Origin of the sequence: Pseudomonas sp. B21-021 (assembly GCF_024749205.1) — a bacterium.
GTDB classification, from domain to species: Bacteria; Pseudomonadota; Gammaproteobacteria; order Pseudomonadales; family Pseudomonadaceae; genus Aquipseudomonas; species Aquipseudomonas paraglycinae.
In genome coordinates, this window is the sequence record NZ_CP087192.1 from 3157667 (window position 1) to 3177719 (window position 20053).

The 20053-nt window shown below is 60.0% G+C and carries 21 protein-coding genes; 9 read left to right on the forward strand and 12 right to left on the reverse strand.

Going from position 1 to position 20053, the window contains the following annotated elements; translation table 11 throughout:
* Window positions 1-9 precede the first annotated feature (9 nt).
* From LOY31_RS14055 to LOY31_RS14075, 5 genes are all read right to left on the reverse strand, one after another.
* Window positions 10-582 (reverse strand): adhesin, encoded by a 573-nt coding sequence (locus LOY31_RS14055; protein ID WP_085603919.1) that lies wholly within the window; start codon window positions 580-582, stop codon window positions 10-12.
* The gene (locus tag LOY31_RS14060; RefSeq protein WP_258713544.1) at window positions 583-1032 is read right to left on the reverse strand and encodes a hypothetical protein; all 450 of its coding nucleotides are present in this window, start codon (window positions 1030-1032) and stop codon (window positions 583-585) included.
* A 357-nt stretch (window positions 1033-1389) separates the two neighbouring features.
* Window positions 1390-1914 carry an AAA family ATPase gene (locus LOY31_RS14065; RefSeq protein ID WP_258713545.1) on the reverse strand — a complete coding sequence of 175 codons (525 nt, stop codon included), beginning with the start codon at window positions 1912-1914 and terminating at the stop codon, window positions 1390-1392.
* Window positions 1911-2474 (reverse strand): nicotinamide riboside transporter PnuC, encoded by a 564-nt coding sequence (pnuC, locus tag LOY31_RS14070; RefSeq protein ID WP_007957471.1) that lies wholly within the window; start codon window positions 2472-2474, stop codon window positions 1911-1913. Before pnuC ends, LOY31_RS14065 begins: the two co-directional genes overlap by 4 nt.
* Window positions 2475-2556: 82 nt before the next feature.
* Window positions 2557-4191, reverse strand: coding sequence for a methyl-accepting chemotaxis protein (locus LOY31_RS14075; protein ID WP_258713546.1), 1635 nt, complete (start codon window positions 4189-4191; stop codon window positions 2557-2559).
* A gap of 304 nt (window positions 4192-4495) precedes the next feature.
* Here LOY31_RS14075 and LOY31_RS14080 point away from each other — a divergent pair, with 304 nt between their 5' ends.
* Both LOY31_RS14080 and LOY31_RS14085 read left to right on the forward strand, forming a co-directional pair.
* The gene (locus LOY31_RS14080) at window positions 4496-5326 is read left to right on the forward strand and encodes an undecaprenyl-diphosphate phosphatase (RefSeq protein ID WP_258713547.1); all 831 of its coding nucleotides are present in this window, start codon (window positions 4496-4498) and stop codon (window positions 5324-5326) included.
* Entirely contained in the window at window positions 5323-5751 is a 429-nt protein-coding gene (locus LOY31_RS14085; RefSeq protein ID WP_258713548.1) for a DUF1294 domain-containing protein, read from the forward strand. The genes LOY31_RS14080 and LOY31_RS14085 overlap by 4 nt, the downstream gene beginning before the upstream one ends.
* On the opposite strand, the gene LOY31_RS14090 is transcribed toward LOY31_RS14085, so the two are convergent.
* Complete coding sequence (locus LOY31_RS14090) at window positions 5748-6107, reverse strand: MmcQ/YjbR family DNA-binding protein (protein ID WP_085603902.1); 360 nt, start codon at window positions 6105-6107, stop codon at window positions 5748-5750. The two genes, LOY31_RS14085 and LOY31_RS14090, sit on opposite strands and share 4 nt — an antisense overlap.
* Window positions 6104-7012, reverse strand: a complete 909-nt coding sequence (locus LOY31_RS14095) for a LysR substrate-binding domain-containing protein (RefSeq protein WP_258713549.1) — start codon at window positions 7010-7012, stop codon at window positions 6104-6106. The genes LOY31_RS14090 and LOY31_RS14095 overlap by 4 nt, the downstream gene beginning before the upstream one ends.
* A 127-nt stretch (window positions 7013-7139) precedes the next feature.
* Between LOY31_RS14095 and LOY31_RS14100 the strand changes: the two genes are divergently transcribed.
* Window positions 7140-7751, forward strand: coding sequence for an FMN-dependent NADH-azoreductase (locus tag LOY31_RS14100; protein WP_258713550.1), 612 nt, complete (start codon window positions 7140-7142; stop codon window positions 7749-7751).
* 235 nt (window positions 7752-7986) lie between these two features.
* The gene (locus tag LOY31_RS14105; RefSeq protein WP_007957461.1) at window positions 7987-9024 is read left to right on the forward strand and encodes a hypothetical protein; all 1038 of its coding nucleotides are present in this window, start codon (window positions 7987-7989) and stop codon (window positions 9022-9024) included.
* Window positions 9025-9028: 4 nt separating this feature from the next.
* Here the strand turns inward: LOY31_RS14105 and LOY31_RS14110 are convergent, their stop codons facing one another.
* Entirely contained in the window at window positions 9029-10216 is a 1188-nt protein-coding gene (locus LOY31_RS14110) for an MFS transporter (protein ID WP_258713551.1), read from the reverse strand.
* Window positions 10217-10511: 295 nt separating this feature from the next.
* Entirely contained in the window at window positions 10512-12098 is a 1587-nt protein-coding gene (locus LOY31_RS14115) for an ABC-F family ATPase (RefSeq protein WP_045121838.1), read from the reverse strand.
* Window positions 12099-12488: 390 nt separating this feature from the next.
* On the opposite strand from LOY31_RS14115, the gene lpxO reads away from it, so the two are divergent.
* Window positions 12489-13388, forward strand: a complete 900-nt coding sequence (lpxO, locus tag LOY31_RS14120) for a lipid A hydroxylase LpxO (protein ID WP_221535435.1) — start codon at window positions 12489-12491, stop codon at window positions 13386-13388.
* A gap of 42 nt (window positions 13389-13430) precedes the next feature.
* On the opposite strand, the gene LOY31_RS14125 is transcribed toward lpxO, so the two are convergent.
* On the reverse strand, window positions 13431-14291 hold the full coding sequence (locus LOY31_RS14125) for a Ku protein (RefSeq protein ID WP_258713552.1): 861 nt from the start codon (window positions 14289-14291) through the stop codon (window positions 13431-13433).
* 194 nt (window positions 14292-14485) lie between these two features.
* Here LOY31_RS14125 and LOY31_RS14130 point away from each other — a divergent pair, with 194 nt between their 5' ends.
* Window positions 14486-14827, forward strand: coding sequence for a hypothetical protein (locus LOY31_RS14130; RefSeq protein ID WP_085603893.1), 342 nt, complete (start codon window positions 14486-14488; stop codon window positions 14825-14827).
* 50 nt (window positions 14828-14877) lie between these two features.
* On the forward strand, window positions 14878-16023 hold the full coding sequence (locus tag LOY31_RS14135; protein WP_258713553.1) for a PQQ-dependent sugar dehydrogenase: 1146 nt from the start codon (window positions 14878-14880) through the stop codon (window positions 16021-16023).
* Window positions 16024-16028: 5 nt separating this feature from the next.
* Here LOY31_RS14135 and LOY31_RS14140 read toward each other — a convergent pair whose 3' ends face one another.
* Window positions 16029-17132, reverse strand: coding sequence for a GNAT family N-acetyltransferase/peptidase C39 family protein (locus tag LOY31_RS14140; protein WP_258713554.1), 1104 nt, complete (start codon window positions 17130-17132; stop codon window positions 16029-16031).
* A 92-nt stretch (window positions 17133-17224) separates the two neighbouring features.
* Between LOY31_RS14140 and LOY31_RS14145 the strand changes: the two genes are divergently transcribed.
* Both LOY31_RS14145 and LOY31_RS14150 read left to right on the forward strand, forming a co-directional pair.
* Window positions 17225-18799 (forward strand): RimK family protein, encoded by a 1575-nt coding sequence (locus LOY31_RS14145; protein ID WP_258713555.1) that lies wholly within the window; start codon window positions 17225-17227, stop codon window positions 18797-18799.
* A gap of 7 nt (window positions 18800-18806) precedes the next feature.
* Window positions 18807-19730: a magnesium transporter CorA family protein gene (locus LOY31_RS14150; RefSeq protein ID WP_258713556.1), complete on the forward strand. Its 924-nt coding sequence runs from the start codon at window positions 18807-18809 to the stop codon at window positions 19728-19730.
* Here the strand turns inward: LOY31_RS14150 and LOY31_RS14155 are convergent.
* A complete protein-coding gene (locus tag LOY31_RS14155) occupies window positions 19711-20049 on the reverse strand; it encodes a DUF2834 domain-containing protein (protein WP_085603881.1) in 339 nt (112 codons plus the stop codon). The genes LOY31_RS14150 and LOY31_RS14155 overlap by 20 nt on opposite strands.
* Window positions 20050-20053: the final 4 nt, after the last annotated feature.

Consider the following 20053-nt stretch of genomic DNA (forward strand, 5'->3'; position numbering starts at 1 on the left):
TTGTTTGGGTCAGTCAGCGACCCGGATGCTCAGGGTGTTAGCCATTCGGTTCCCCACCCCGGCACTCTGGTTCACCTGGATTACCCCTCGGCTGCCGGTGAAGGCCTGATCACTTGTCGTGACCTGGCGACTGCCGGGTGAGGTACCAGTTGCTCCTGAGCTCGGTAACAACGCCACGTTCTGTTGGGAAAGGGCGCTATCGTCAACGCTCTGCGGGGCAGCACTGATGCTGACGCGCGTAACGTTGGCCATCTGGTTGTTGGCCCCGGCGCCCTGATTCACGCCCAGGATTCCGTTGCCATTGCTGAAAGAGTTGCCGCCAATGGTGGCGCTGGCATTGCCAGTGCGCTCGGCGGGTGTGTTGATGTGCTGAATGACACTCGTGGTCGCGCTGGCACTGGTGCCGATGGCGATCGCTTTGGTGTTGGTTTGTTGCATCTGGTCGCCGGCCGCCTGGTTGACGTTGTAGTTGCCGCGGTACTGGATGCCGGTTTCCTGAATGTTCGCGTTGTTCACGGAACTCGGGTCAGCCATTGCGCTGGTGCAGCCGAGGAGGGCGAGCAGGAGCAGGGAGCGATTCATTTATTGGCCTCCAGCCATGCGAGTCAGAGGGGCAAGACCGGAGCTCATGGCACGGTTGACGGTATTGGAGATCGAGCCGCCGGCACCGCCGCCGTGACCGCCTCCCATACCAGGCAAGCCATTCGGATTGGTCACAGTGTTCATGCCGGGGATGTTCGAAGTCGGGGTGGTGATACTTCCGCGAATCGAGGATCCGCTGGCTATACTGGCAAATTCACCGTCGTTGAGTTCGGTGCTGGTCATTGCTTGACCGATGCGGCCCGAAGGATTGGCATTGACGGTGGTGGGGTACGGGTCTTTGCCGCCGCTGCGGCCGATCGGGATCGGCTGGACGTCACGATTGAGCACGATCACGCCATTGCCTTCGGCCTGAACGTTGAAACTGAGGAAAGTGCTGGCGGCTGATCCGATCAGCAGAAGGCAGGTGAAGGCTTTTTTGATATTCCCCACGACGGCAATTCCTTCTTCAGTGGGCTGAGCCTGTTCAGCGTTGTGAAGGAGAGAGCGAAAGCTGTGCCGCTTTTGAATTGTCTTTGAATTTCAATATGTTGGGTTTGACGAGCGCAGGTCTGGTACAAAAGCTGTTTCATCGTTGAAACAAGTCATTGCCTTCGCAACCTCACAAAGTCATTGCAAAGCTCTGGAACAAGGGTTTGCAGGGCTGTGTTTCAACCGCGTAACAAGTCGCATGACAAAGGGATGAAGGGTGCTGAGACGGGCACTTTGAACCCGAAGGAGTGTTTCAGGAACGGACACTTTGGCCCCAAAGCAGGGGGATACGACGGGGCAAACGCCCCGAAAACCGGGTCAGTCCGCGAGCAGGGCGCGAACCGCGTCGAAGGCTTGCTGCTGGCGATCCGCCCAACTGCCCTGAATGATCTGCAAAGGCTGGTGATGGGTTTCCAGCCAGGTTCGGGTTGCCTGATAGAACGCAAGCCGTTCGCTCAAGTCGGGCTGGCAACGCTGACCATCGTCCGTCCACTCGATCTGCTCGGGGGAGAGCAGCAGGTGCAGGTCGTAATGACGGGCCAGCAATTCGGATTCCAGCCAGGACGGGCAGTCGCCGAACAGGGTCTGGCTCCACAGGATATTGCTCAACAGATGCGTATCGAGAATCAGCAGTCGCGGCTGCTGCGCGCGTGCCGCGTCTTCCCATTGCAACTGGCCGCGCGCGATCTCGGGAATATCGGCCAGGCACGTATCGCGACGTTTCTGCTCGATGAACCAGCGCACATATTCGTCCACCCGCAAACCGCCGAACTGCTGTTGGATTCCGGCCGCCAGCCAGCTCTTGCCCGTCGACTCGGGGCCGGTCAGGACAATCACTTTCATCGTTGCAACGCCGGATCGGCACGCCATTCGCGCCAGCCTTGCACTGCGATCAGGGTGAACAGGGCATACAGCGCCGCCGTGAGGTAAAGCCCTTTATAGAGAAACAGCCCGACGAAGATCACATCCAGCACGAACCACAACGCCCAGCATTGCAGACGTTTGTGGGCCATCCAGAATTGCGCGACCAGACTGAAACCGGTCAGCGCCGCGTCGAGCCACGGTTGCGCAGCGTCCGTCCAGTGAGCCATGGCCGCGCCCAGCAGCAGACTGCCCACCGCGCCGATGGCCAGCCCTTGCGCAATCGAGCGATTGTCGAGCCGGCTGACCTCGCGCCCGTCATGCATCGTCCCGGCCCGCGTCCATTGCCACCAGCCATAGATTTGCAGCCCGGCATAAACGACTTGCAGCAGCATGTCCGAATACAGCTTCACTTCGAAGAACACCCAGGTGTAGAGCGACACCATGACCAGCCCGATCGGCCAGCACCACGGATTCTGTTTGACCGTGAGCCACACGGCGATTACGCCGAGGGCGGCCGCAAACAGTTCAAGCCCGGACATGCAGGATCCTTGGGGGGAATAAAAGAGGGAGCGGATTGTACCGAAAAACAGGTGGGAAACGAGTTCCCACCTGCAAGGGCGATCAGACTCTGAACTGACGCAGCAAACCGTTCAGTTGCTCGCTGAGTTGGCCCAGACGCACGCTGGCCACGCTCGATTGCTCGGCCGCCAGTGCGGTGCTGTGGGACAACCCCGCCGCCTGGGTGACGTTCTGATTGATGTCTTCGACCACGTGCGCCTGTTGCAGCGTTGCGCTGGCAATCGAGGCGTTCAGGCCATTGAGGTTACGCAGGGCCTGGCCGATGGCATTCAGGCTGGCACTGGCAAGACCGGCCTGTTCGATGGTCAGTTGCGAGGCCTTGCTACTGTCGCCGATGACCTTCACGGCGGCTTCGGAATGGTTTTGCAGACGTTCGATCATCGTCTGGATTTCCGCCGTGGACTTCTGCGTGCGCTGCGCCAGCAAACGCACCTCGTCGGCGACCACCGCAAACCCGCGACCCTGTTCGCCGGCGCGAGCCGCTTCAATCGCGGCGTTGAGGGCCAGCAGGTTGGTCTGCTCGGCAATCGAGCGGATCACTTCCAGCACGCTGCCGATCTGCGTGCTTTCAGTCGCCAGCGTGCGGATGACTTCCACCGCTTGATCGATGGTGCCGGAGAGCTTGTCGATCTGTTGCAGACTGCCGTCAATGTTGATCTGGCCCTGCTGGGCCTGGGCTTCGGCGTCACGCATTTCGCTGGCGGCGTGTTCGGCGTTCTTCGCCACGTCTTGCACGCCGTAGGTCACTTCGTTGACGGCGGTGGCCACCAGTTCCATCTGCTGCGATTGCTGCTGGCTGCGCTGCTGGGCCTGAGTCGCATCGTTGCCCAGTTCGCTGGACGATTGGCCCAAGGCACTGGCGGACACCTGCAAGTCACCGATCACCCGGCGCAGCTTGGCGGTGAAGGCATTGAAGTGATGGGCCAGTTGAGTGACTTCGTCCTGGCCGTGGTTATCGAGGCTGCGGGTCAGATCGCTTTCGCCGCTGGCGATGTTGGCCATGGCGTTCACGGTTTCCTGCAACGGACGGACGATGCTGCGGGCAATCAGGATCACCAGCAGCGCCATGATCACCGCAATGACCAGCCCGACTACCGACGCCTTGATCACCTGACCCTGGAACTCGGCCTGCACGTCGTCGACGTAAACGCCAGAACCGATGACCCAGCCCCACGGCTCGAACAGTTTCACGTAGGAAGTCTTGGCCACCGGCTCACTGGCGCCGGGTTTGGGCCAGCGATAATCGACCATGCCGGCGCCCTTGGCTTTGGCGATGGCGACCATTTCGTTGAACACCGCAAAACCGTCCGGGTCGCGGATCGCCGAGAGGTTCTGGCCTTCAAGCTTGGGATTGGTCGGGTGCATGACCATCACGGGTGTGAGGTCGTTGATCCAGAAGTAATCGTTCTGGTCATAGCGCAGGCCACGGATCGCGGTCAGCGCCTGTTTCTGCGCCACATCGCGGGTCAGGGTCCCCGCAGCTTCGAGGCCCTGGTAGTAAGTCAGCAAACCGCTGGCGGTCTGCACCACATGCTGGGTTTTCTGGGCCTTGGCGTGGTAAAGGTCATCGTGGATCTGCTTGAGCATCAACACGCCCAAGGTCAGCAGCATGACCACTGCCACAATCAAGATGAGCCACAAGCGTCGGCTGATCGACACACTGCGCAAGCTGTTCATAACGCTGTCACTCCGGATTCTTTTTCTTGTAATAAACCACCGCCAGCATCCAACCACGTTTCGGTAGCCGGGCATACGCGACCCAAGTCGTATAACGCGGCAGCGCTATTACGGCTTGTCTGTTAGGATTTCGGCGCCGCGCGTGAAAACCTGAATCCAAATTGATTTTTCACGGAATTTTGACTGTTTCGTGTGGATCCTGTGCGTGCGGAATCGGTACAGCTTTAACCAGCTACGCTGAACGCAGTGAACGTAAAAAAATACTATCGGGGCATGCCGCCGGGCATCGCTCTTTGGGGGATTGATGGATCTTTGGACCGCCTTGCAGGCATTGATTCTAGGAGTTGTAGAGGGGCTGACGGAGTTTTTGCCCATTTCCAGTACCGGACACCAGATCATTGTTGCCGACCTGCTCGATTTCGGAGGCGAGCGGGCCATGGCGTTCAACATCATCATCCAGCTCGGCGCGATTCTCGCGGTGGTCTGGGAATTCCGCCGCAAGATCCTCGACGTGGTCATCGGCCTGCCAACCCAGCCGAGTGCGCGGCGTTTTACCGCCAACCTGCTGATCGCCTTCCTGCCCGCCGTGGTGCTGGGCGTGATCTTCGCGGATCTGATTCACCATTACCTGTTCAACCCGATCACCGTGGCCACCGCGCTGGTGGTGGGCGGTATCGTGATGTTGTGGGCCGAGCAGCGTCAGCATGAAGTGCACGCCGAAACGGTCGACGAGATTCGCTGGACGGATGCGCTGAAGATCGGCTTCGCCCAGTGCCTGGCGATGATCCCCGGCACTTCGCGTTCCGGCTCGACCATCATCGGCGGCCTGTTGTTTGGCCTGTCGCGCAAGACCGCCACCGAGTTCTCGTTCTTCCTGGCGATGCCGACCATGGTCGGTGCGGCGGTGTATTCGGGCTACAAGTATCGCGACCTGTTCGTTCCGGCAGACTTCCCGGTGTTCGCCATCGGTTTCGTCACGGCGTTCATCTTCGCCATGATCGCGGTGCGCGGGCTGCTCAAGTTCATCGGCAGCCACAGCTACGCGGCGTTCGCCTGGTACCGGATCGTCTTCGGTCTGGTGATCCTGGCGACCTGGCAGTTCGGCTGGATCGACTGGACGGCCGCCCAGCCATGAGTGATTCCCGCGCACGCCGCCCTGATCGCGGGCCTTCCGGTGGCAATATTCAGCATCTTAAATTGAAGCTGGTGGTGCTGCTGATCGTCTGCGCGTTGCCGTTGTCCGGCTCGCTGTCGATGTGGCTGCGCGGGATTTCCCTGATACCGCTGACGGCTTACGGGCTGGTCAGCGTGCTGGCGTTTTTTCTGTACTGGGCGGACAAACGCAAGGCCCGCGCCGACGCCTGGCGCACACCGGAAAACATCCTGCACGCGGTGGAACTGGCCGGCGGCTGGCCGGGCGCATTGATCGCCCAGCAGGTCTTCCGGCACAAGACGCGCAAGGTGTCGTTTCAGGTGCTTTTCTGGATGATCGTGGCGTTGCACCAGGTGTTCTGGATCGATCAGTTGTTCCTCGGTTCGAACCTGCTGGCGCTGTTCTAGAGCAACAGCCCGACCTGCACGCGCTTGGGCAGCTTGCTCACCACCAGTTGATGGGAGCGCTGCAGCAACCCTTGCAGCTCCTCGGTGCCCAGCGGGTAGGGCGGGTGCATGATGATCCATTGCGCCCGGGCCAGATACGGTGCCGGGTGAATGCCCGGACGGTCGCAATGACCGAGAAACAGGTCCTTGTCGACCTTGAACGCCAGCGAATCACCGCGCAAACCCTGCAAGGCAAACATCTTGTTGCCGGCAATCGAAAACACCCGCACGCCACCCCATTTGTAGTCTTCCCGGGCGCCGGGCAGGGCCAGACAGAAATCCGCGACATCCTGCTCGTTCATCTTCCCTTGTTTCATAACAGCCGCTCTCCACAGGCATTGAACGATTCGACCAGATGATCGATCCATGCGCGCACCGCCGGCATCACCCCACGCCGGTGCGGATACACCGCTTGCAGCCAGCCGCCGGGCAGTGACCAGTCCGGCAGCAACTGCACCAGCGTGCCTTTGTTCAGCTCCGCTTCGCAATACATCATCGGCAACAGGGTGAACCCCTGGCCGGCCAGCACACAGGCCTTGCGCACGATGAAATCGTCGATGCCCAGCCGTGCTTCCAGCGCCAGATCACAACTCTCGCCGTGCTGATCGAGCAGGCGCACATGCACCATGCGATCCGCTTCCAGCGCGCCCAACACCGGCAGGTTCTTCAGGTCCTGCGGATGATTGATTTCCACGCCCTGTATAAAGGAAGGGCTCGCCACCACCACCATTTGCGCCTGACGCAGGCGGCGGGTCACCAGCATCGGTTCTTCATCGCCGTGTTCGCGCACGCGCAGGGCCACGTCGATGCCTTCGGTGATGAGGTCGACCCGGCGATTGATCAGGGTCACTTCCAGTTGCACCTTGGGGTATTTGCCAAGGAAATTGCTGATCACCACCGGGAGCATTTCATGGGCCAAGCCCGTCGGGCTCGAAACCCGCAGGCGTCCGCGAGGCTCGCTGGACATGCTGGCCACCGTCTCGTCGGCCATTTCCGCTTCCAGCAGCATTGCCTGACAGTGACGCAAATAGCGTTCGCCGACGGCTGTCAGCTTCAATTGGCGAGTGGTGCGTTGCAGCAAGCGTGCGCCGAGGCGTTCTTCCAGCTCGGCGATGCGCCGCGAAAGGCGTGACTTGGGAATGCCCAGCAAGCGGCCGGCGGCGGCGAATCCGCCGGCTTCGACCACTTTGGCGAAATAGTAGAGATCGTTGAGGTCTTGCATCTGGAAATCCGACTGTTCTATCAGTGGGACAAACTATCGCATTGTTGCCGTCTAATCAGCTATTGGTTTCGTCGGTAGGATTGTCTCCATTCCGTCGCCACCGGCGATTCATTCCAGGAGATTCCACATGAAACTGCTGCACATCGATTCGAGCATTCTGGGCGACAACTCCGCTTCCCGTCAGCTGAGCAGTCAGGTGACTCAAGCCTGGCAAGCCGCCGAGCCAAGCGCTGTCGTGACCTACCGCGACCTGGCCGCCGACGCCATCAGCCACTTCTCGTCGACTACTCTGGTTGCCGCCGGCACCACCGCTGAACTGCGCAACGCCGCCCAACAGCACGAAGCCGAACTGAGCGCCACCACCCTGGCCGAATTCATCGCCGCCGACGCCATCGTCGTTGCTGCACCGATGTACAACTTCACCGTGCCGACCCAGCTCAAAGCCTGGATCGACCGCATCGCCGTCGCCGGCCAGACCTTCCGTTACACCGAAGCCGGCCCTGAAGGCCTGTGCGGTGGCAAGAAAGTGGTGATCGTGTCCACCGCTGGCGGCATCCACGCAGGTCAAGCTTCGGGCGTAGCGCACGAAGACTACCTGAAACTGGTCTTCGGCTTCCTCGGCATCAGCGACATCGAAGTCGTGCGTGCCGAAGGCCTGGCCTACGGCGAAGAAGTGCGCAACAACGCCATGACTGCCGCTCAGGCGAAGATCAGCGAGCAACTGTTCGCCGCCGCGTAAGGCTTGCGTAAAGAACAGCTCCTGTTCAGGCAAACCCAAAAAAACTCTGTATTCTGGTTCCGCAAGGGCCAGATACGGAGTTTTTTGTTTCTGACTGTTACATAATCTGGCCCAGGTTATGCAGTCTGATGATCAACGTCTGAGTGCAACGTCGCGCCGGATCACCGAACCTCGGAATTTCGGGCGTCGAACACAACGGATCTTTCGATTGAGTAACAACAGGGTGGGGCATCCCATGATGCGTCTTTGTGCAGCGTTACTGATTTGCCTGCTCGGCAGCCTGAATTCAGTGCACGCTGCGCCCGGGCAGCACCCGCGCTGGAGCGTCGGCTATCACGAGATGACGTTCCTCGATCCGCTCGACCTGCAACCGATGCGCGCCATCGCGTTCTATCCCTCCAGCGACCGCGAACACATGAGCCTGCTCGAAGGCTATTCTGTCGAAGCCGGCGAAGACACCAAAGTCGCCATCGGCCGCTTCCCGATGCTGATGCTGTCCCACGGCAACACCGGCACGCCACTGGCACTGCACGACCTGGCCACGTCACTGGCACGCAAGGGCTTTGTAGTGGTGGCGGTGATTCACCCCGGCGACAACTCCAAGGATCACAGCCGCCTCGGCACACTGAGCAACCTTTATGGCCGGCCGATCCAGATTTCCGAAGCCATTACCGCGACGTTGGGCGATCGCATGCTCGCGCCGTATGTGAACGCCGAGCAGGTCGGCGTGATCGGCTATTCGGCGGGCGGCGAAACGGCGCTGATTCTGTCCGGCGCACAGCCGGATCTGGATCGTCTGCGCCGTTACTGCCAGGAACGCCCGGACGACCGCGACGCCTGCAACACCCAAGGTGAGTTGATTGTCGACCGCGACGATCTGCAACCGGTGGCCGATCCGCGCGTGCATGCGTTGTTGCTGATGGCACCGTTGAGTCTGAAATTCGGTCGGCACACTTTGGCTGATGTGCATGTGCCGGTGCTGCTCTACAGCGGCGACGGCGACAAACTGGTGGCCTTCGACAAAAACGCCGCCGCCCTGGCGCGCAAACTGCCGACCGCACCCGACTTCAAATTGCTGGCCGGGGCAGGGCACTTCGTGTTCATGGCGCCGTGCACCGAAGAGCAGATCCTCGCCATGCCGGCGCTGTGCACCGATGCCGATGGCGTGGACCGCGAAGACATCCACCGCAACCTGATTTCCGAGGCCGGGCGGTTCTTCTCCCATGCCTTGGGCCGGCCGACCCGCGCGGGGATGCAGACGGCGGATCAGTGAGCCTTTACGTCATGGCTCGGCGCTTGAGCAGCAAGGTCAGTCCCAGTCCGGTCACGGACAGCACCGCTGCGCTGAAGAAAATCCACGAATAGCCCAGATTCAGCGCCACCGCGCCCATCAACGGCCCGGCAATCGCCAGCGCCAGATCGAAAAACACCGCATAGGCACTCAGCCCGGCACCGCGACTGGAGTTGGGCACTTGCTTGATCGCCTCGACGCCCAGCGCCGGATACACCAGCGACAGGCCGAAGCCGGCCAGACCGGCGCCAATCAAGGCATACGCGGTCGAGGGCGCCAGCCACAGCATGACCAGGCCGACGGTTTCGATGGTCATGCAGGCAATCGCCGAGGTGAATCCGCCGAAACGCCCGATGGCCGAAATGAACAGCAACCGCGACAGAATGAAACACACGCCGAATACGGTCAGGCAGTACGCCGCACCGGACCAGCCGCGATTGAGGTAATACAGGGTGATGAAGGTGGTCAGCGTGCCGTAGCCAATCGACGCCAGGCTCAGACTGGCGCCGAACGGTGCAATCCGCCCGAACACTGCCCAGAACGGCAGCCGTTCACCGCGCACCACCGGCACCGACGGCTTGTTGCGGATCAGCAGCAGTGCGCCGGCTGCGAGCAGCGACAACGCAATGCCAAGGCTTTCGAAACCGTAATCGGCGACCATCACCACGCCCAGCGGCGCACCGATGGCAATCGCACCGTAGGACGCGATGCCGTTCCAGGAAATCGAGCGTGCGGTGTGTTCGGCACCGACCTGGCCCATGCACCAACTGATGGTGCCGACGCCGATCAAACCCTGCGCGATCCCCAGCAACAGGCGACCGACGATCAGGATCGACAGGCTCAACAACGGCAAGCTCTGCAGCAGCGTCGAAACCAGCGTCAACACGCCGCTGAGCACAATCCCCGACAAGCCATACACAATCGCCCGTTTGGTGCCGATGGTGTCCGACATGCGCCCGGCCATCGGTCGGCTGAGCAGGGTGGCCAGGTATTGCGAACCGATCACCAGCCCCGCGATCACGGCGCTGAAACCCAATTGTTCGTGCACGTAGCCGGGCAGCACCGCAATCGGCAGGCCGATGCAGAGGAAGGCAATAAAGGTATAGAAAACGATGGAGACGATCTGCAGGGTGATCGCCATGGAGCTTTGCGGTGGCTGTTGCTGCGCAGACATGAGGACTCGTTCGCGGGCGGCGGTGGGAGAGTCCGCATCATGGCGTGGCGCTGAAATAAAAGAAAGCAGGCTAACGATCGTTTCCCCGTTTCCCCGTTTCCCCGTTTCCCCGTTTCCCGTTGATCGTTCCCACGCTCCGCGTGGGAATGCAGCCCGGGGCGCTCCGCGTCCCTTCCAGAGCTGGAACGCGGAGCGTCCCTTGAGGCATTCCCACGCAGAGCGTGGGAACGATCAGGAATGAGTAAAAAAAACCCTGTCACAAGGACAGGGCTTTCTGTTTACCGCTCGATTCGACTTAGAACACTACGCCTTGGCTGCGCAGGTAATCGTCGTAGGTGCCGCTGAAGTCGGTCACGCCGTTCGGGCTCAGCTCGATGATGCGCGTGGCCAGGGACGATACGAACTCACGGTCGTGGCTGACGAAGATCAGCGTGCCCGGGTAGTTTTCCAGCGCCAGGTTCAGCGCCTCGATCGATTCCATGTCCAGGTGGTTGGTCGGTTCGTCCATCACCAGTACGTTCGGCTTTTGCAGGATCAGCTTGCCGAACAGCATGCGACCTTGCTCACCACCGGAAATCACCTTCACCGACTTGAGGATCTCGTCGTTGGAGAACAGCATGCGACCGAGGGTGCCACGGATCACTTGCTCGCCCTGAGTCCACTGACCCATCCAGTCGAACAGGCTGACGTCGTCTTCGAAGTCGTGGGCGTGGTCCTGAGCGTAGTAGCCCAGCTCCGCGCTTTCGGTCCACTTCACCGTGCCTGCGTCCGGGGTCAGTTCGCCCATCAGCGTGCGCAGCAGAGTGGTCTTGCCGATACCGTTCGGGCCGATGATCGCCACGCGCTCGCCGGCTTCAACGGTGAAGCTGAAGTTCTTGAACAGGGTCTTGCCGTCGAAGCCCTTGGACATCTGCTCGATGGTCACGGCCTGGCGGTGCAGCTTCTTGGTCTGTTCGAAACGGATGAAAGGGCTCACGCGGCTCGATGGCTTGACCTCGGCCAGTTGGATCTTGTCGATCTGCTTGGCGCGGGAAGTGGCCTGCTTGGCTTTCGAGGCGTTGGCCGAGAAGCGGCTGACGAACGTTTGCAGTTCGGCGATCTGGGCTTTCTTCTTGGCGTTGTCCGACAGCAGTTGCTCGCGGGACTGGGTCGCCGCAGTCATGTACTCGTCGTAGTTGCCCGGGAACAGACGCAGCTCGCCGTAGTCCAGGTCGGCCATGTGGGTGCAGACGCTGTTCAGGAAGTGACGGTCGTGGGAAATGATGATCATGGTGCTGTTACGCGCCGTCAAAATCGTTTCCAGCCAGCGGATGGTGTTGATGTCCAGGTGGTTGGTCGGTTCGTCGAGCAGCAGCACTTCCGGATCGGAGAACAGTGCCTGGGCCAACAGAACACGCAGTTTCCAGCCCGGCGCAACTTCAGTCATCGGGCCGAAATGCTGTTCCAGCGGAATGCCCAGACCCAGCAGCAGTTCACCGGCGCGGGATTCGGCGGTGTAGCCGTCCATCTCGGCGAACTCGGTTTCCAGCTCGGCCACGGCCATGCCGTCTTCTTCGCTCATTTCCGGCAGCGAGTAGATGCGGTCGCGCTCGGCCTTGACCTTCCACAGCTCTTCGTGACCCATGATCACGGTGTCGATCACGGTGAATTCTTCGTAGGCGAACTGATCCTGGCGCAGTTTACCCAGGCGAATGTTCGGCTCCAGCATGACCTGGCCACCGGACGGCTCGAGGTCGCCGCCGAGGATTTTCATGAAGGTCGACTTGCCGCAACCGTTGGCGCCGATCAGGCCGTAGCGGTTGCCGCCATTGAATTTGACCGAAACGTTTTCAAACAGCGGCTTGGCGCCGAACTGCATGGTGATGTTAGCTGTAGAAATCAAAGGTTTTTCCTGCGAAGCGTGCTGAGTAGCGAGGGTGCAGCCGGAGCGCTTGGCCCGAGTCGAAGTGCGCTGAGGCGGGACAATCCCGTCATCAACCAAGGGGGGCGCGTAAAGTTTGGCGGCGATTGTACTGGTCTGGCTCTTTAAACGATAGGGCAGTGACATCCCGATTGCCGTTTGGCGCGATCGCGGGACAGTTTTTCACAGATGAGTGTTCACTATTGGTTACAAACTGTGGCTAAAATGCCATCCATTCACCCAATGCCTTGTACGGCATGGGCTCAAGGATGCGCCACCGGGACGCTTTTTGATTTCAGACCACTGCCACAGACCTTGGGCCACAGCCCTAAAGGCGCGCAGTTTGTTCACTTCTGACGTGTGACGATTTCCGTGAAACTCATCATTGCCGCTGTATATGTCATTTCCATTGCATACGTTCACCTGCGCGGTCGTGTGCGCCACAAAATCGGTCGTCAACTGAGCGATCACTCTTCGTTTCTGGCACCGATCAACTGCTTCCTTTACCTGTTCTCGAAAAAACCCAACACGCCGTACCTGGATCCGAAGGACTTTCCGGATCTGAGCCCGTTGCAGGCGCACTGGGAAGAAATCCGCGAGGAAGGCCGCAACCTGCTGCGCGCCGGCGAAATCAAACGTTCCAACCAGTACGACGACGTCGGTTTCAACTCGTTTTTCAAGACTGGCTGGAAGCGTTTCTACCTGAAGTGGTACGGCGACAGCCACCCGTCGGCGCTGCAATTGTGCCCGCGCACCACTGAACTGGTGCAGAGCATCGGCTCGATCAAGGCTGCGATGTTTGCAGAATTGCCGCCGGGCTCGAAACTGGTGCGTCACCGCGACCCATACGCCGGTTCCTACCGTTATCACCTGGGCCTGGAAACGCCGAACGACGCCGGTTGCTACATCAACGTCGATGGCGAGAACTATCACTGGCGTGATGGCGAAGCGGTGATGTTCGACGAGACCTTCATTCATTACGCGGAAAACACCACCGACCAGAACCGCATCATCCTGTTCTGTGACGTTGAACGTCCGATGAAGTATCGCTGGGCAGCGGCGTTCAACGGCTGGTTCAGCCGCAACGTGATGTCGGCGGCCGGTGCGCCTAACGATGCGGGTGACCGCACCGGTGGCATCAACCGCTTGTTTACCAAAATCTACAAGATTCGCCTGCGCGGCAAAGAACTGAAAAAGCGCAATCGCAAACTCTATTACATGGAAAAGTGGGCGATCTTCGGCGGTCTGCTGGCGATCTTCATTCTGATCTGATGAGTCGGGCGACTGTTGAAAGACAGTCGCCCGATTTCATTTTCACGACGCTTTTTTGGTTTTTTTCGCCGCTGTGGTCTTGCTGGCGGTCTTCTTCGCCGGTTTGGCCGGGGCTTTCCCGCCGAGACTGCGCTTGAGCAGTTCGGTCAGGTCGATAACATCGGCCGATTTACGCTCTTCTTCACCGGAAACCGTCTCAACGTCTTCGATCTTGCCTTCATGGGCCTTTTTGTCCACCAGCGCCATGATTTTGTTTTCGAACTCGTCGCTGTAATCCTCTGGCGTCCAGTCCGCCGTCATGTCTTCCACCAGCCGTTTGGCCATGTCCAGTTCACCCTTGGCCAACTGCGGCTTGGTCACTTCGCTGCCCAGCGCCAATTCGTCGAGGCTGCGCACTTCCTGCGGCCAGCGCAGCTTCACCAGCACCAGCGCCGATTCCAGAGGCATCAGCGCCGCCAGGTATTGGCGCGTGTGTAAAACCACACGGGCGAGGGCGACCTTCTGGGTTTTGCTCAGGGTTTCACGCAGCAAGGCGTAGACCTTGCCACCGCGCTTGTCCGGGGCCAGGTAATAGGGCGTGTCGATGTTCTGCAACGGAATTTGCTCGCTGTCGACGAAGGCGAAGATGTCGATGGTTTGAGTCGATACCGGGTGCGCCGAACGGATTTCTTCTTCGCTGAGCACCACATAGCGGCCTTTTTCGAACTGCACGCCTTTGACGATGTGCTCTTTGGTGACTTCCTTGCCGGTGACCTTGTTGACCCGTTTATAGCCGACCGGATCCATGCTGCGGCTGTCGAGCCAGTCGAAATCGACGCCTTGGGACGAGGTCGCCGAAACGAGCGCCACGGGGATGTGCACCAGACCGAAACTGATTGCGCCTTTCCAGATTGCCCGAGCCATGGTGCTGTTCTCCGAGTGATGTTCGGGTGACCCGTGGCCCGGCGTAAAAGTTTCCGTTGTTTGCGGGGTGCGGCGGTAAACGGCAGGTCAAGCCGTGTTACATCTTGTTTAGCGGTGACGGGTTAACAAATCCGAACCCTGGGCGTAGCGTGGACTCGAAGGCTCTAATCCACGTGCATCGAGAGAGGCCGTTCATGAACCGTTTCCTGCTTGGCATTGCGTTGCTGGTCCTCAGTGGCGGGCTGGTTCACGCCGAGGACGCCACCACGCATTCATCGTTGTTGCTGGCACAAAGTCCGACCGGCAACAGCAACAACCCCTACAACAGCCCGATCCGCCGGGCGAACCCCAACAGCATGCAAGGCACCCAGCCCAGCGCTCCGCCTGTACGCGGGCCGAACACGGTGCCCGTGCCTCGGCCGCCGACCCTGGAAAACCACGGCATCGGCAATGGCCAGCCGCTGCGCTCGGTCCCGAGCACGCCACCCACCTTCATTCCCAATCCTCCAGCCCGTGACAGCGGGAGCAACCGTTGAATGGCAGAACCGCTTCTGTCAGCCCTTCAAACGAACAAAAGGAATCGTGCATGTTGCGTAAAACCCTTCTGGCCGGCCTGTGTGCCAGTGCACTGATCGCCGCCCCGGCGTTCGCTGCCGCTCCCAAAGAGCTGCAAAGCGAGCAGGGCACCCTTGAAGTCACGACGATTACCCAAGGCCTCGAGCATCCATGGGCCTTGGCGTTCCTGCCGGATCGCCAGGGCATGCTGGTGACAGAACGCCCCGGCAACCTGCGTGTGGTAGGCGCTGACGGCAAACTGTCTGCGCCGATCACCGGTGTGCCGGATGTCTGGGCCAAGGGGCAGGGCGGATTGCTCGACGTGGTGCTGTCACCGGACTTCAAACAGGATCGTCTCGTGTACCTGTCCTACGCCGAGGGCGGCGGAGCGGGTGACAAGGCCGGAACGGCGGTGGGGCGCGGGCGTCTGTCGGATGACCTGAAAACCCTGAAGGACTTCAACGTGATTTTCCGTCAGGAACCGAAACTGTCGGTCGGCAACCACTTCGGCTCGCGGCTGGTGTTCGACCGGGACGGTTATCTGTTCATCACTCTGGGCGAAAACAATGATCGCCCGACCGCGCAGGATCTGGACAAGCTGCAAGGCAAGGTCGTGCGGATCTACCCCGACGGCAAAGTACCCGATGACAATCCCTTTGTCGGCCAGTCCGGTGTGCGCCCGGAGATCTGGTCCTACGGGCACCGCAATCCCCAGGGCGCCGCGCTCAATCCGTGGACCGGAACCGTGTGGGAAAACGAGCACGGCCCGCGCGGTGGCGACGAGGTGAACATCATCGAACGCGGCAAAAATTACGGCTGGCCGCTGGCGACCCACGGCATCAATTACTCCATGCAACCGATCCCGGAAGCCAAGGGCAAGACCGCCGAAGGCACGGTCGGGCCGCACCATGTGTGGGAAAAGTCCCCGGGTGTCACCGGTATGGCGTTCTACGATGCCGATCGGTTCAAACCCTGGCAGCACAACGTGTTCATCGGAGCGCTGGTTACGCAGGAACTGATCCGTTTGCAGTTCGACGGCGACAAGGTGGTGCATGAAGAACGCTTGCTGGGCGAACTGAAACAGCGGATCCGTGATGTGCGCCAAGGGCCGGACGGTTACCTGTATGTGCTGACGGATGAGTCCGACGGCTCGCTGTACAAGATCGGACTCAAATGAAGCCTTCATGCGGGTGAGCGAGCGTAAAGCACCACCGCTGCCCGCAACTTGCCGCGACCGAAGCGGCACATCTTCTCGAACTCCCCATGGCTGACCGGCACGTGCTGGCAGTCCATGGGCTGACGATGCTGGCTGTGATCGACATCAGGGTCGTGCAGGTAGACGAAGTCTTCATCGCAGTCGGTGACGATCACCCAGTGCGGCGACTTGGACCGGGTCAGGCGATAGCTGCTGATCAGCACCAAGGGTTGACCACCGTTGGCCAGCAATGCGGGCAAGTCCAGCATTACGCCAATGACCTGATCGACGTCTGTGTCGTTCAGTTGCGCCATGAACTCGTCGTGTACCAGGCGCATGACATCTTTTTTATGCGCATCGCGCACGCCGTCGAGAAATAGCGGCCCGGTCATGCTCAGTTGCAAACGCACTTTAAAACCCCGGCGCCACGCCGCAAGCGCCAAGCCTTGGGGGCTGCAACCGCCATGGCCGGCCGTCATGAACACCGTGGTTGCCTCGCGCCACAACTGCAACTCTTCGCGCCGCTCCAGCAAACGATCGGCCTGCAATGCGCCCATGGCCATCAACAAGCAGGCCGGGCCGCAGGTGAAATCGGTGGTTTGTCGGTAATAGGGGACCTTGATGTTGCGTGAGTCGCGGTGCTGGAGAATGCGTTTCTCCAGACGCAGCGCGTCGGCGTGATCCTCGTAGTAGTCATGGATCAGCGCAAAGCGCCGGTAACCGTTGCGCTCGTACAGGGCGATGGCGGCCGGATTGTCTGTGCGCACTTCCAGCCGGAGGTAGGCGCAGTCGTGCTCGAGCGCGCAGGCCTCGATCCGATGCAGCAATTGCTTGCCCAGACCACCGCCGCGCGCCTCGGGAGCAATCGCAATCGAATACAACCGGGCCAGCGAGGTGCCGCGATGAAACAGCACCAGCGCATACCCGGCCAGTTGACCCTCGCGTTCGGCCACCCACAATTGCCCGTGGGCCCGGGTGATCATCCATTGGAAACTGCGGCGGGTGAGCCGGTCCGTGGTGAAGCAGTGCATTTCCAGCGTGAGCAACGCTGGCAAATCATCAACGACCGCCAGGCGAAAAACAGCATTCATATGACCACCGTAAAAGTTGCGTAACGAAACGGGACTTTCGAAAAACTTCGTGCTTAATAGAAAAGGTCTTGTTCTCCAACGGATCAATTTCTATGTCAGCGGTACAGGGTCATTGGCGCGAAGTATCCAGTCAAAGTTTGCCACCGGCAACTTATTTAAAACCGCAGATCAGAACTTCCAGTCAAGTGTTGATCATCGTCGAACGCAAGGAAGACTGGGCCTCGTACTTCCCCAGCGAAGACATCCTGACGGCTCAGGAATACCTCGAACAACCACCCGACAGCGAGCCGGGAAAACGGGTGCAGGTGATCAACCTGTGCCGCAGCTACAAGTACCTGGGCCACGGCTATTACTGCTCGCTGTTGGCTGAAGCCCGGGGGCACAAGGTGATTCCTTCGGTGCGCACCATCAGCGAGCTGACGCGAAAATCTCTTTATGGCCTGGCACTGGACGACCTGGATAAAACCCTGGAAAAAGCCCTCAGCCATCATCTCTACAGCGACACCGAAGGTTTTACGCTGACACTTTATTTCGGCAGAACCCATATTGAGCCATTGCAGGATCTGGCCCGGCAATTGTTTGAAGTGTTCCCGTGTCCGATTCTGTTAGTTGAATTCCGTAGAACTAACGGCTGGCACATCGAAGGTATAAAGTCCGGCGTCTTGCACAAGTTGCGCGACGATCAGGAAGATCAGTTCGCCAATGCGCTGGACGGCTTCAGTCGCAAGGTCTGGCGTGTTCCGCGTTCGCCGCAAGTGGCGCGTTATGACCTGGCGATCCTGCACGATCCGCAGGAGGCGTTGCCGCCATCCAACGCTCGCGCGCTGGAAAACTTCGTGCGGGTCGGCAAGGGCATGGGCATCGATGTCGAGCTGATCGAACGCAAGGACTACGCAAGGCTGGCCGAGTACGACGGCCTGCTGATCCGCGAGACCACCAGCGTCGACAACCACACTTACCGCTTCGCCAAGAAAGCCGAAAGTGAAGGGCTGGTGGTGATGGACGACCCGACGTCGATCCTGCGCTGCACGAACAAGGTCTACCTCACCGACCTGCTCAACAGCCATCAACTGGGCATGCCGGCTACGGAAATCCTCTACAAGGAGCGACCCGAAGACTTCGAGCGGGTCGGCGAGCGCCTCGGTTTTCCGCTGGTGCTGAAGATCCCCGACGGTTGTTTCTCCCGTGGCGTGATCAAGGTCGAGAGCCAGCAGGCCTTGCTGGAAGCCACCGCCGAACTGTTCGAGCATTCGGTGCTGCTGCTGGCTCAGGAGTTTTTCTACACCGAGTACGACTGGCGCATCGGCGTGCTCAACCGCAAACCGATCTTTGCCTGCCAGTACTTCATGTCCAAGGGCCATTGGCAGATCTACAACCACAAGGCCAAAGGCCAGGACGTCAACGGCGAATGCCGCACGCTGGCGATCCACGAGGCGCCGCGTGCGGTGGTGGAACTGGCGGTGAAAACCGCCAACCTGATCGGCGACGGACTTTACGGTGTCGATTTGAAACAGGCCGGCGACAAGGTGGTGGTGATCGAGGTCAACGACAACCCGAACCTCGACGCCGGCATCGAAGACGCCTACCTGCAGGACGACCTGTATTCGCTGGTACTGGAAGAGTTCGTGCGGCGCCTCGAACTCAAACGTCGCGGCCAGGCCTGGTGACCGGCCGATGATCAACAGCTTTGCACTCAATCACGGCGCCTTGCAGCGGGTCGAGCGGCTGGACGCCGAGGTGATGCTGTTCAGCGACCCCGACGCCGCCGAGCGCGACTTGCTGCACAGTCACTTCAAACTCGATGAACACGCGCTGGCCTCGGCGCTCGACCCGGACGAGGTGTCGCGGATCGAGTTTCACCCCGATCACTTGTTTCTGATCTGGAAACGCCCGGAAAACTATTCCGGCGGTGGCAGCCTGGCCTTCGAGGTGTCGTCCTGCGGTTTGCTGTTCTCACCGGGCCAGTTGCTGGTCATCGCCACCGACGACACGCCGTTGCACGGCGTCGGCACACGTCAGCCACTGAACACTCCGCTGGATGTGTTGCTGGATCTGCTGTTCAACAACATCCATCACTACCTCGGGCACCTGAAGGTGATCAAACTGGTCGCCCGGGAGTTGCAGCAGAAATTCAACGCCTCGATGCAAAACCATCATCTGGTGCAGATGTTCAATCTCAGCGAAAGCCTGATCTATTACATCAACGCCCTGCACAGCAACGGCGCGGTGCTCACGCGGTTGCGCAATCACGCGGAAAAACAGCATTTCGGCAGCGAAGCGATCGGCCTGATCGACGACCTGATCATCGAAAACAACCAGTGCTACAAGCAGGCGGAAATCTACTCGACGGTTTTCTCCGGGCTGATCGACGCCCGGGGCAACCTGATGAACAACAGCATGAACAACCTGCTGCGCAAACTGACGCTGATCAACGTGGTGTTTCTGCCGCTCAACCTGATTGCGAGCATCGGCGGCATGTCGGAATTCAGCATGATGACCGCCGGCACGCCGTGGTGGGTGTCGTACCCGTTGTTCCTGGCGGCGATGCTGTTGGGGGCGGGGGGGATGCTGTTCGGGCTCAGGCGTCTGGCGAAATGACCGGGGCCGGGCGTTTGCGATCCTGCAGGCCCCGAATCACCAGGTACAAAAGCGGCCCGACTGAAACAAACACCGCCGTCAGCAACAGATACGGCACCACGGACCAGCCCGACTGCCCACGCTTGCGCGCGTCCTTGTACATCCAGACGCCGGCCAGTGTTGCCAGCAGATAGAGGTCGATCACCACTTGCGCTGTGTCGGGCCGCGACATCAGGCTGATGCCGAAGTCGATCAGCGATTGCTCGGCTTGCAGCATCACGGAAACGGTGTAGCCGCTGAAGGCAATCAATGCAGTGAGGGGCAGGGCGATGGACATCAGGTAT